This window comes from Scytonema sp. UIC 10036 (assembly GCF_009725235.1).
The window spans coordinates 13,275-25,938 of record NZ_WJFC01000037.1 but is presented as its reverse complement, the minus strand read 5'-3'; the positions used below and the strand labels follow the sequence as shown (position 1 = coordinate 25,938).

8 protein-coding genes are annotated in these 12,664 nt (G+C 43.3%); 7 read left to right on the top strand and 1 reads right to left on the bottom strand.

Annotation, left to right across the window (positions count from 1 at the left end; genetic code table 11):
- Positions 1-76 precede the first annotated feature (76 nt).
- The 5 genes from F7734_RS18750 (at position 77) to F7734_RS66140 (ending at position 7,318) form a co-directional block, all read left to right on the top strand.
- Positions 77-1,264 carry an aminoglycoside phosphotransferase family protein gene (locus tag F7734_RS18750; protein WP_155746098.1) on the top strand — a complete coding sequence of 396 codons (1,188 nt, stop codon included), beginning with the start codon at positions 77-79 and terminating at the stop codon, positions 1,262-1,264.
- A gap of 24 nt (positions 1,265-1,288) precedes the next feature.
- A complete protein-coding gene (locus tag F7734_RS18745; protein ID WP_155746097.1) occupies positions 1,289-2,425 on the top strand; it encodes a T3SS effector HopA1 family protein in 1,137 nt (378 codons plus the stop codon).
- Positions 2,422-3,471 carry an aldo/keto reductase gene (locus tag F7734_RS18740; protein WP_155746096.1) on the top strand — a complete coding sequence of 350 codons (1,050 nt, stop codon included), beginning with the start codon at positions 2,422-2,424 and terminating at the stop codon, positions 3,469-3,471. The genes F7734_RS18745 and F7734_RS18740 overlap by 4 nt, the downstream gene beginning before the upstream one ends.
- A gap of 23 nt (positions 3,472-3,494) precedes the next feature.
- Positions 3,495-4,241, top strand: coding sequence for a peptidylprolyl isomerase (locus F7734_RS18735; RefSeq protein WP_155746095.1), 747 nt, complete (start codon positions 3,495-3,497; stop codon positions 4,239-4,241).
- Between the two features lie 575 nt (positions 4,242-4,816).
- Positions 4,817-7,318, top strand: a complete 2,502-nt coding sequence (locus tag F7734_RS66140; RefSeq protein ID WP_166481989.1) for a tetratricopeptide repeat protein — start codon at positions 4,817-4,819, stop codon at positions 7,316-7,318.
- Between the two features lie 5 nt (positions 7,319-7,323).
- Here the strand turns inward: F7734_RS66140 and F7734_RS18725 are convergent, their stop codons facing one another.
- On the bottom strand, positions 7,324-7,860 hold the full coding sequence (locus F7734_RS18725; RefSeq protein ID WP_243146960.1) for a COP23 domain-containing protein: 537 nt from the start codon (positions 7,858-7,860) through the stop codon (positions 7,324-7,326).
- A gap of 482 nt (positions 7,861-8,342) precedes the next feature.
- On the opposite strand from F7734_RS18725, the gene F7734_RS18720 reads away from it, so the two are divergent.
- Together F7734_RS18720 and F7734_RS18715 are read left to right on the top strand one after the other, a co-directional pair.
- Positions 8,343-10,817 carry an S-layer family protein gene (locus F7734_RS18720; RefSeq protein WP_155746094.1) on the top strand — a complete coding sequence of 825 codons (2,475 nt, stop codon included), beginning with the start codon at positions 8,343-8,345 and terminating at the stop codon, positions 10,815-10,817.
- Positions 10,807-12,579 (top strand): ShlB/FhaC/HecB family hemolysin secretion/activation protein, encoded by a 1,773-nt coding sequence (locus F7734_RS18715; RefSeq protein WP_155746131.1) that lies wholly within the window; start codon positions 10,807-10,809, stop codon positions 12,577-12,579. Before F7734_RS18720 ends, F7734_RS18715 begins: the two co-directional genes overlap by 11 nt.
- Positions 12,580-12,664 lie beyond the last annotated feature (85 nt).

Here is a 12,664-nt window from a genome sequence, read left to right as displayed (position 1 = left end):
TGTGCTCACTGTCAGACACCCATGTCAGGGTGTCTTATATCACATTTATTTAATGAATAAGTTTAAAAGCTAAACTATGAAATTTTTGTTAAGTTCTCAGAATGCAGTTGAGTACTTGGTTACAAAGGGTTTGTGTACTCAGCAAGAGCAGGCACAGAGTCATATTGAACCAAAGGTTGCTAAAAACTTTAACTTATTGCTGAGCTTGCCTGACGATCGTCAACTCTTGATTAAACAAGAGCGTTATAACAGAGATGGGAAAACAGCTGGAGAGTTTTTGCGCGAATGGCGAATTCATGAATTTGTGCAGCACTTCCCAGAGCTAAGTTACCTTCGCCCCTATCTTCCAGAGATACTCCATTTTGATGCAGAGCATTCAATTATTGTTTTCAACTATCTCAATGACTATCGCGATCTAGCAGCTTTCTACGCGAAGGAGAAAATATTTTCAACTGCGATCGCAACATCTATCGGCACTGTTCTAGCCACCATTCACCGCGCAACGCTAGATTGTCAGGAATATCGAGACTTTTTCATTCAGCCGTATAATAATGGAGCAATTCCTGACTTAGTAGCGAAATTTACTCGTGGCTTAGAACGCATTACTCCTGAAATCTTTGGTCAGGTTCCTCATGATGGACTCAAGTTCTTGGTACTCTATCAGCGCTACGACAGTCTTGGAAAAGCGATCGCAGAGCTTCATCAAGCTTCCGAGAGCTGTTGCTTAACACACAATGACCTAAAATTAAATAATATTTTATTACCTGTTGATTGGGAACAAGCTGTCTTTGAGGCAGAGCAATCCGGTGAAAGCATTGTTCGATTGATTGATTGGGAGCGATCGGCTTGGGGAGATCCTGCCTTCGATTTAGGCACCATCATTGGCAGTTACCTACAGATGTGGTTAAGCAGTTTGGTGACTAGTAAGGCGATCGCTCTCGAAGAATCTTTACGCTTAGCCACGCTTCCCCTCGATATGCTTCAACCTTCTATTGCTGCCCTAGCTAGCGCTTATTTCAAGAATTTTCCAGAAATTTTAGATCGTCGTCCCAATTTTTTGAAGCAAGTTGTGCAATTTTCTGGTCTGGCTTTAATTCAAGCTATTCAGGCAACAATTCAGCATCAAAAAGTTTTCAATAACACGGGGATTTGTATGCTTCAGGTTGCCAAATCGTTGTTATGTCATCCAGAACAATCCACCCAGACGGTGTTTGGCATACCAGCATCGGAACTCATCTCCCATTACTCTGTTGTCTCACGTTAACAGTTATAGCTATAAAAAACAATTATGCAATTGCTGAATTCTTTGCCAAGTCAACCGCCAGAGACTGCCCCCAAGCCACTGCTAGCCGTGCTTGAAGATATTGCTAGCAAGATTCAAATTATGCCCAACTTCTGCATTTATCATCCAGAATATAAACTAGCAGAACTTCCTGCTGAGGCAGTAGAGCGCTTTCAGAAATTGCCTTTAGAGCTTCAAACTAAATATCGGAGCTTGCAAATCCAGAGATTTCTCTACAGTACGTACTACAATGGTTCCTTAAAAAAGTCTCTGGCAGAGGAAGCAGATTCAGACGATTCAGCACTGCACCAAAATTTAGAGAACAATACTTACTTGGGAGTAGACATAGCATTCTACGATCGCTTGCATGAAAGCAATACCGGGAAAGGATATTTCGATCCAGGCTGGACTGTGCTTAAGCAAGAGAATAATGGTAATCTAGTTGTAAATAAAGGCGGTTTAACTCTGCACATTGAGAGCGATCGCCATCTAGAACCAGAAGCACAATCTGCCACTGTAGGTGACTTAGTTGCCATCAAATTACCTCGGAATCGAGTGCAGAGTGGATTCTACATGGCAGTTAGCAATGCGGGTCCAAACAAATTCAGTAATTCAGATCGCAGCAATCAAGATCGGTCTGTAGGGATAGTGCGTATTTACTTCAACTTAAGCCCTGAAGGTGCGGTTGCCGTTATGAGTGGCTTGACACGGCGGCTCAATGACATCGCTCTTCCCTTTACTTTTAAGGCGTTGTATAACCCTTCAACCTACAAGCGTTATGATTCAGCCGTGCTCTATTTTGAAAAGAACAACTACGAAGTTGTTCGACCAATCCTTGAAGCGGTTTACGCAGAACAGCTATCAGAGTTTCAACTGCAAGTTCCTTTGTTTACTAAATCGTTGGCACCAGGACTGGCACTAGCTGAAGAACCAGACCAAAAATTTGCCGAGCAAGAAAGTTTTGGAATGAACCGCTGTCTGATTATAGCCAATGCTTTGTTAGAAGCTTGGCAGCAAGAAGACGATTCAACTGAGGGACGAATGAATCGTATCCTCAACCACTTTTGTTTGCTGGGAATTGACGTGCAACGTTCTTACCTCAACGCCCAGTCAGAGGACATTTACACTCCCTTAGACCTATGAAAATCACTGACCTTACCCCTGAACCTTTACAACAGCCCACAGCTCCGTCCCCCCACCTCAGTCTTGCTAACCCTAATTTCCCAGAATCCGATCTACCGTTTTACCGCAAACTCGGGCGGACTGACTTAACAGTTAGTTGTCTGGGATTAGGAGGCGGAGGGCATATCTCTAGTGAAGACACCCTCTACGCTTTTGAGCGAGGAATTAATTACTTCTTCTACTCCAGCGATTTGCACCACTATCTCTACAGTTCAATGAGTGATGCGCTTCGCAAGTTATGTGGACGTGGTTCTTCAGTGCGGGAGAAGGTGGTTCTGGCAACAGTGAGTTATGTTCTCAAGAGTCCAGAATCTATCATGTCAGCACTCGTCGATCAACTGGCTGACTTAAGGATAGACTATGTTGACATCTTTTTTTGGGGTTGGGTTGGTAGTAAAGATGCCACCACAATTCAGGATTGTTTGAGCGTCTCTGACGATCTCCGAGGTCCGAATACGGTTTATCAGCGAGCTGTAGAACGTATGTTTGGTACTTCAGAGCGCCTTAAAAAAATGGGAATTGTACGTTACGTGGGGGCTTCGTTCCACGATCTCGATATAGCTGCACAGTGGCTCGATAGCCCTCTTTTAGACGTGGTTATGGTCAGGCACAATATAGCTCACCGGACTGCCCAGCAAAAAGTCTTTGCCAATTTAGATCCTAACAACTCGCAGCGACCGGGGATTGTCACATTTAAGTCTGCTGGTATGCAAGGTCCTCTTTGGATTCCTCCTAAAAATTTACCAGCAAATTGCTGGCAGCCTACTGTTCCGGATCTCTATCGCTACTCTCTATCACAGAACTGTGTAGATATTGCTTTGGCAGGTTGGCGAAACCGTCAGGAGGTTGACCTTGCGATCGACGGTATTCGTAAGGGTAAGCTGACTCCTGAAGAAATAGACTACCTTAATCTGTATGGGGACTTACATCGCAATCGGTTGAGCATCCAGAATGTTCCGCGTGAACGCTTGTTGTATCATCCTGAAATAGCAATTCCTGCGTCATAAAATTCATCATCTATATATAAGTAATGAAAGAAACATTGGAAAAAGTGACACCGCAAGAAACATCTTCAGCAACCCATGCTGATATCATTGCTTACCTGAAGCGTTCTTGTAAAATTGCTGAAATTACCGCTTTAGTTGAACGAGATGCACTGATTTTACGCACTTGCGAGCAATTCAATATTACTGTTTCTGATGAAGAGTTGCAAGAAGCTGGAAATGGCTTTCGATTGGAGCACAAGTTGTTAGGCGCGTCTGAAACCCTCGCTTGGCTTGAAGCACAGCAAATTACAGTAGAGGATTGGTCTCAAGGGATTCGAGTCGCACTGCTCACGAAAAAGTTAAAAGAGTCTCTGTTTGGTGCAGCAGTTGATGGTCAGTATGTTACTAACCGCGAGCAGTTTAAACGAGTTGCACTTTCTCAGATTATAGTACTAGATGAGATAGAGGCTACAAAAATAGCCAAAGCACTCCGAGAGGAAAATGCATCCTTCTGTGCTTTAGCAGTAGCACACTCCAAGGGTAAAAAGTCCCAAGAAAATGGGGGTTATGTTGGTATTCAGTTTGTAGCAGAACTGATGAAAGAGCTTGCAGATGCGATCGCCAACGCCAAGGAAGGCGAAGTGGTTGGCCCCATTCAAACAAAGCTTGGCTATCATATTGTTCGAGTTGAAAAATGGTTTCCCGTGCAACTGAATGAATCAGTCAAAGAGCAAGTTATAGAACCCTTTTTTCAGGTTTGGCTGCAGCAACAAGGAAACTACACCCCATAGCCACAATCGTTCCCAGGCTCCGCCTGGGAATGCCTGAAGAGAGGCTCCGCCTCCCGTGTCACTCTGCAAACTATGCCCTACAATCGAAGATGGTGAAACCAGAAACACTCGTTTCACCATCTTCGTTATTTTATTCTCATTATCAAATATTCTCTAGAAACATTAATATCTGCGTTCAGTTGCAAGATCCCCAACAACTCATGCGGAACCTCACCCCCTTACCTCGTTCCCACCCCCTTACCTCATTCCCACCCCCTTACCTCGTTCCCACCCCTTACCTCGTTCCCAGGCTCCGCCTGGGGACGAGAAATACACTTTACCAAACATAACCTGTGGTAGTATGTCAATATACAAGTAATAAACTACACATACCAGTTTTACACACTGATGCCCTTTAGGTATAAAGTGTGAGATTCTAACTCCATTATCAGCCTTAGCGATCCTTATATAAGGATAGTTTATTACATAGGAATAATACAGGGTCATATTCTGCTATCAAGTCGCAAATCCTGCGACTAAAGATTAAACACCTTCATAATCCAAGATAAACAAAACTGCTGAATTTGGAATTGGCCGTGCAACAAGAAGATAAGCCAGAAACCTCTAATCACTTTTATCAATCAGCTTCCAATCAAAATGGAGTGACTCCAGAATCAACAAACTTAAGACCTTTTAAACGTAGCACAATTAAATTATTTAAATTAGGAGAAAAAGCCAGTCGCCCTGACATTTTACTAAAAGAGATTTTGTCATGGACAGGTGCTCAGCCGTTTCTCACTCAAAAGCTTTGTCAATTGCTAGCAGAGTCTGAAGCTTTGATTCCTGCAGGTGAGGAAGCAGCAAGGGTACAACAGTTAGTACAAAATCGGATAATTAATCATTGGGAAACTCAAGCAGCATCCGAGCACTTCAAGGCAATTCAGGAAGAGCTTATGAGAAATAAGCAGTGCGATCCCTTATTGCTACTGCGGCTTTACCAGAAAATTTTGCTTCAGGGAGAAGTTCTAATGGATGGCAGTTCCGTACAAGCAGAACTGCTAAATTTGGGATTAGTCGTACAACAGGAGGATAAGCTAACAGTTTCCAATCGTATTTACCAATTTGTTTTTAATCAGAGTTGGATTGATAAAGAGTTAGCATGTTTACAGCCTTTATTTAAATTAGGAGAAACAACCGATCGCCCAGACATTTTGTTAGAAGAGGTTCTATCATGGACAGGTGCTCAGCCGTTTCTCACCCAAAAGCTTTGTCAATTGCTAAGTGAGTTAGAAACTTTAATTCCTAGAGGCGAGGAAGCAGCAAGAGTCCAGCAACTGGTGCAAAGTTGCTTAATTAATCATTGGGAAACTCAAGCAGCGTCTACGCATTTGAAGGCGGTAGAAGAAGGGCTTGTTAGAAATAAGCAGTGCGATCCGTTATTGCTGCTGCGGCTTTACCAAAAAGTTTTGCATCAAACAGAAGTTCTAATTGATGGTAGTCCCGCACAAGCAGAACTGCTAAATTTGGGATTAGTTGTGCAACAGGAAGATAAGTTAAAAGTTTCTAATCGTATTTATCAATCTGTTTTTAATCAGAGTTGGATCGATAGAGAGCTAGCACGTTTACGTCCTTTTAGTCACAACACAATTAAATTATTCAAATTAGATAAAAAGGCTAGTCGCCCAGAAATTGTGCTAGAAGAGATTCTGTCATGGACAGGTGTTCAACCGTTTCTCACCCAAAAGCTTTGTCAACTGTTAGCAGAGTTTGAAACTGTGATTCCTACAGGTGATGAAGCAGCAAGAGTACGGGAGCTAGTGCAAAGTTGCTTAATTCATCATTGGGAAACTCAAGCAGCATCCGAGCATTTGAAGTCAATTCAGGAAGGGCTTGTCAACAATAAGCGGTGCGATTCCTTATCCCTGCTGCGGCTTTACCAACAAATCTTGTATTTGGGAGAAGTTCCGGTTGATGACAATCCCGTACAAGCAGAGCTAGTCAATTTGGGATTAGCCGTGCAACAGGAAGATAAGTTAAAAGCCGCTAATCGTATTTACCAATCTGTTTTTGATTTGAATTGGGTGACTCAACAATTAGAGACAAGCCTCCCTCCCTCACCTTTAGAAACAACCAAAAGTACTCAGAGCAAAGCAGTTCCAGAAAGTGCTCTCATTGAAGGAAAAAAAACGACTTCCAATCCTGAAAATAAAACTTCCAAAGGGATTTGGATTTTATTGGGAATCGTCGGCTTGCTCGTCTTTGGCGTTAATATCATTTACTTTAATTTCTTGAAAAAACCAGAGGTGGAAATTCTTTTTAAAGAAGCCAATGAATTGTACCACCAAGGCAAATCTGAAGAGGCGATCGCAAAATACAACAATATTTTGAGTATTGATAGTAATTACTACCAAGCTTGGACTAACCGAGGCTATGCATTTGGTAGCTTACAGGAATACAACAAGATGCTCGAATCCTGCTCTGCCGCAACTATCATTGAGCCAAAGGCAGTGTATGGTTGGAATTGTAAAGGAGAAGCATTACATAACCTCAAGCAACACGAGCGGGCGATCGCTGCTTTTGATCAAGCCATCGAGCTCGACTCAAAAGATCCTATTTTCTGGATTAACAAAACTGAATCACTGCTAGCACTTAGGGAAACGGATAAAGCACTAGCAGCCATTGAAGAAGCAATTCAACTTTTTAACCAAATTCAAGAAAAAGACACCAGTCAGAGAGATTTATCGGTTGCTTTTAGCCATAAAGGGAAGGTGTTATCGCAAAAGCAAGAATATGGAGAAGCCCTCAAAGCCTATAACCAAGCGTTAGCATACAATCCAAACTATTTTGTTGCTCAACGGGGTCGAGGTATAGTGCTTCAAGGGTTGGGACGATACGATGAAGCAATTGCTCAATTTAACCAGATGCTGACTGCATCTAAGCTGACACAAGTTCAAAAAGCTGAAACTTGGTATTATTTGGGATTAACATTCTGTCGCTCGTCTGAAGTCAGTAAAGGGCTTCAAGCCTTTGAAGAAGCCCTCAAACTTAAATCAGATTATGAGGTAGTTAAGAAAGCAAAAATGAATTGCCGTCCATAACCTCATTAGAAGAACATCCAGCGACGATTGCGATATTTGGGTTTGAGATCGGAGTAAATTTTACTCACAGTTCTAGCGTCAGGGGGTTGTGCTTGTTTAAAATCACTACCCAACATATCGTACAAAGCCTGAGAAGAGTTGACTGTTGAATTGAGGGAAAATAAAACCCGAGCACCATCGCGATCGCAACCAAGCCCTCTGCGTTCTACAACACAGATGACAGACTTTGAATTAACTTTGTCATTTGTCAAGTAGTTCGCACTCTCTGTGTTGTAAAGATTCTGCAAAGTTTTAGCCGCGTTCTGGCAATTCAGCAAAGCATCTTTGGGTGAGAAATATTCAGGGAGAAAGTTTAAGACTGTAACATCTTTCTCTGCTCCTTGCTCAGCAAAGGTAGCAATCACTGTTGGTACAGTGGCGCTGGTTTTGCAGACAACGTTTACAGTAGTGGCTGTACTGGGTTGAGCGAGTGATGCGACAAAACCCAACGTGAAGATCGGAGCTGTCCACATAGCTGTTGTCCAAAATTGACGTTTGTTCATAATTGACTTCCTGTCTTGACCTAAATTGACGCTTGAATGTAAACTCTATGATGGTGTTGAATTTACTTAGATTTAATCTAAAAATAGAACTTAATTAGATTTAAGTAAAGTTTACCATGCTTAAAGGCAAAACTAGGTGACAAAATTTACCATTCTTTTAACTCAAACAGGGTGCTAGCAAAATTAGGTTGAGTAAGAGCTATCATAATTCAATGTCAGCTATTCCAGTTCTGACCTGGACTAAGTGGTGCTGCCAAAAATCAGTTTTCAACGTAATAGTTGACTGGCATATTTAAACTTACTGAGTCATTAAAGATATTTTATTTATCTTTTCAGAATGGATAATTTTGAAATGCACTTGTTGTAAATGCTGCATATTCAAAAGATCCATGCATGAGTGTTCGCCAAGCGCGTACTTACGACCAAGGATGAAAATCACCCTTCCCTAACCCCTAATCCCTAACCCCTAGCCCCTGTTTTCAATGAAAATTCTTATTTTTCAAACTTTAAGCGCCGCCAGTGTTTACCTCCTCTACTGTCTAGCGATCAGTAGCCCTTCTCAAGCGCAAATCTCTTCAGATGGAACTGTTCCCACCAATGTCGGTCAGTCCGGTAACGTCTTTGAAATTACCGGAGGAGCACAAGCAGGTAGCAATCTCTTTCACAGCTTTAAGGAATTTTCTGTTCCAACTGGAAGTGAAGCTTTTTTTAAAAACACGACAAATATCAGTAATATTGACAACATTATTACTCGGGTAACAGGCGGCTCAATTTCCAACATTAATGGATTAATCAGAGAAAATTACGGTGCCAATCTCATCTTTATTAATCCAAGTGGCATTATTTTTGGTCCCAATGCCCAACTGAATATTGGCGGTTCTTTCTTAGGTAGTACGGCGAGTAGCATTAAGTTTGCTGATGGTGTACAATTTAGCGCCACAAATCCTCAAGCTTCCCCTTTGCTGACTGTCAGTGTTCCAGTTGGGTTGCAATTTGGGCAGAATCCGGGAACAATTCGCGTACAAGGTACAGGGCACACATTCACTGTTGCCGATCCGCTCTTCTCGCCTGTGATGAGAAATACCTCAACAGGTCTGCGGGTACAGCCCAATCAAACTTTAGCTTTAGTTGGAGGCGATATCAGCATAGACGGAGGTCTTCTGACAGCAGAGGAAGGACGAGTAGAGTTAGGCAGCGTGGCAGAAGGTCGGGTGAGTCTCAATCCCAATGCAGGTGGATGGACTTTGGGCTATGAAGGCACTATTGGTTTCAAGGATATTGAGATGCGATCGCTGGCTTTAGCAGATGCTAGCGGTAGTGGCGGCTCAATTCAGGTGCAGGGGCAAAACTTTTCAGTAAGTGATGGCTCGCTCGTTTTAATTCAAAATCAAGGACTCCAACCCGCGAAAGCAATTCAAGTCAACGCCAGAGAGTCTGTAAAACTAAGCGGAACCAATGCAGATGGAAAAATTCGCAGCAGCTTAACAAATGAAACAGTGGGATCGGGTAGAGGAGGAGACATTGATATTTCAACAAAGCGCTTAATTGTGGAGGGAGGAGCAACCGTCTTTGTGAGAACCTTTAGTTCGGGAATAGGAGGTAATGTCAATGTCAATGCCTCTGAGTCCTTAGAAGTCAATGGAGTCAGTGCCATCGATCCTAGCGTTTCCAGTTTTATTATAACTGCCACTTATGGTTCTGGAGATTCAGGCGACAATACAGTGTCAACTGGGCGTTTGACTACAGCATTCGGAGGAAACATTGTATCTACAACTTATGGAACAGGTAAAGGCGGAAATTTAAACGTAAATGCTACTGATTCTATAGAAATTATCGGCGTCGAACCTACATTGTTTATACCAAGCGGTTTGTTTGCTACCACAATAAATGCCGGAGATGCCGGTGACCTAACAGTCAGTACACCAAGATTGACAGTTCGGGATGGGGGAAGGGTCGATGCTTCTACTTTTGCAAGTGGTTCAGCTGGCAGTGTTACTATCAAGGCCCCTGAATTCGTAGAAGTAAAAGGGACAGTGCCAGGATCTGTAAACTCAAGTTTGATTGGCTCCTCTGCTAATGTATTAGACCAGAGTTTACAACAGATTTTTCGCTTGCCAGCAGTGCCAAGTGGAGCATCGCAAGACGTAACAATTAATACAAATAATTTGAGAGTTACGGATGGTGGTCAAGTGACCGTGAGGAATCAGGGGTCAGGCAATGCAGGAAACACTAGTGTAAACGCTCGCTCTATTTTAGTAGACAACGGAGGTAACATCACAGCAGCCACCCAATCCGGCGAAGGTGGTAACATCATCCTTAAAACAGATACCTTACAAATGCGCCACGGTAGTCAGATATCGGCAGAAGCTGGTGGGACTGGTAACGGTGGCAACATCACTATTACTGGCTCTAACCCCACTGATTTTGTTGTATTGCTGGAAAATAGTGGAATTACCGCCAATGCTTTCGAGGGGAGAGGAGGAAACATTCAAATCAACACTCAAGGATTATTTACTTGCCCAGAATGTCAGATTACTGCCAGTTCCCAACGAGGAATCAATGGCGTAGTACAATTTATCACACCGGATGTTGGAGCAAATCAGGAAGCGATCGATGTGCCACAAGAGATAGTTCAACCTGAAGAAGTCGTAGTGCAGGCGTGTACAGCAAAGAAAGAACAGAATAGGAGTGAGTTTACTATTACCGGGCGAGGAGGATTACCACCTCAACCTAGTGAGCTACTTAGCAGTACAGCTTTGGTAAGTTTTGAGCCTTCCCAAGCAGAAAATCTCTCTCCTTCAACGATGGCTATTAAGCAAACAAATACAGCACAGCTACCGCCTCCAGCCCGAGGCTGGTACGTTAACACAAAAGGTACTATTGTTCTCACTGCTAATGCCCCCAGAGTTACCCCTTACACTGCAGGAGCGATCGCATCGTCGTGCCATGGTCAATAAAGTGCATATCGCCCTCCTCTTTCTGCCCCTACTTCCTCTAGTTCTCATACTCAATAACACATCTTCTGCTTGGGCGCAGTCTATTAACCCCAATCTTCCAATTCCCTCAGAACAAATCCAGCCTATAAATCCCGTTACCCCACTGCCTCCAGAACAACAAGAGCCAAATCTACTTCCCCCACAAGAAGAACCACTCCAACTTCCTCCGATCGCGCCTCCATTTCCTGAAGAAATTCAGAATGTACCTAGGATGATTACTGTTGAGAGGTTTGAATTTGTTGGTAGTACTGTATTTAACCAAGAGGAGTTAAACCAGGTGACGGGTGACTTCATTGGGGAAGCCATCACTTTTGACCAACTCTTGCAAGCTGCTAATAAAGTCAGTGAGCTTTACATCAAAAAGGGCTACATCACTTCTGGTGCTTACATACCCAGTCAGGAAATCCAATCGGGTACCGTCAAAATTCAGATACTTGAAGGTAGTCTGGAAGAGATTAAAGTTAATATCGCTAAAGGGCGGCTAAACCCAAACTATGTCCGCAGTCGGATTGCTATAGCGACTTCAAAACCCCTCAACGTTAACCGCCTGCAAGAAGCACTGCAATTGCTGCAACTGAATCCATTAATAGAAAGTTTAGATGCCGAACTGACTGCTGGCACTAAACCTGGTACGAATTCCTTAGAGGTGACGGTTAGGGGAGCAAAAACTTTCAGTACTGAATTCAGGATTGATAATAACCGCAACCCTGCTGTCGGAAGTCTTGAACGCGGTATCGAGATAGCGGAAGCTAATCTCTTGGGGTTGGGAGATAGGTTAAGTTTTGCCTACAGCAATACCGATGGCAGTAACAGGTTTGAAGGTAGTTACACTCTGCCAATCAATCCCCGTAATGGCACCTTGCGTTTTGATTACCGGACGAGTGACAACAACATCATTGAACCTCCTTTCGAGGATGCAGACATTGAGGTAGACTCTCGCGAGTTTGAACTGACCTTTCGCCAACCAATTATTCAAACAGCCACTCCACAACGCAGCCAAGAATTTGCCCTCAGTTTTACAGCAGCTAGGCGAGTCAGCAATTCCTCTATTCAAGGAGTTGACATTCCTCTATTCCCAGGAGCAGATGAAAAAGGAAAAACCCGTATTTCAGAGCTGAACTTTGCTCAAGAATGGCTCCAACGGAGCCGTCAAGATGTTTTGGCTGCTCGTTCTGAATTTAGTGTTGGTATCGGTGCCTTTGATGCTACTGTTAACAGCAACGAACCAGACAGCCAATTTTTCCTTTGGCGGGGGCAAATGCTGTATTTGCGACGTCTAGGAAAGGCAAACGGTCAGCCTGCTGTAAGTTCTAATTTGTTAGTCCGTTTCAACGTCCAACTAGCAAGCGATTCTCTACTTTCCCGACAGCAATTTAGTTTGGGGGGACAAGCAACTGTGAGAGGTTACCGTCAGGATGCTCTGCTAACTGATAATGGTATTTTTGGTTCTGTGGAGGCACGATTGCCCATTTTACGAGTACCGGAGGTGGAAGGGACATTACAGGTTACGCCATTCATTGATTTTGGCACTGGCTGGAACACAAATGGGGGAACCCCAGATCCCAATACCCTTCTGGGTGTAGGATTTGGCTTACTCTGGGAGATGGGGGACAATTTCGCCGCTCGCTTGGATTGGGGTATTCCTTTAATAGATGTTAATTCAGGAGATAGGACTTTGCAAGAAAATGGCGTGTATTTTCGACTGGAGTACAGACCGTTTTGATTTTGGATTGTGGATTGTGGATTTTGGATTGGGAATTGGGGATTGGGGATTGGAGGATGACAGTGGGGTTTGTCTAAAGTAAGCG

Excerpts from the sequence above, each read along its gene's own strand:
- F7734_RS18745 (WP_155746097.1), top strand. The coding sequence starts at position 1,289 with ATGCAATTGCTGAATTCTTTGCCAAGTCAACCGCCAGAGACTGCCCCC.
- F7734_RS18720 (WP_155746094.1), top strand. The coding sequence starts at position 8,343 with ATGAAAATTCTTATTTTTCAAACTTTAAGCGCCGCCAGTGTTTACCTC.
- F7734_RS18735 (WP_155746095.1), top strand. The coding sequence starts at position 3,495 with ATGAAAGAAACATTGGAAAAAGTGACACCGCAAGAAACATCTTCAGCA.
- F7734_RS18750 (WP_155746098.1), top strand. The coding sequence starts at position 77 with ATGAAATTTTTGTTAAGTTCTCAGAATGCAGTTGAGTACTTGGTTACA.
- F7734_RS18740 (WP_155746096.1), top strand. The coding sequence starts at position 2,422 with ATGAAAATCACTGACCTTACCCCTGAACCTTTACAACAGCCCACAGCT.
- F7734_RS18715 (WP_155746131.1), top strand. The coding sequence starts at position 10,807 with ATGGTCAATAAAGTGCATATCGCCCTCCTCTTTCTGCCCCTACTTCCT.
- F7734_RS18725 (WP_243146960.1), bottom strand. The coding sequence starts at position 7,860 with ATGAACAAACGTCAATTTTGGACAACAGCTATGTGGACAGCTCCGATC.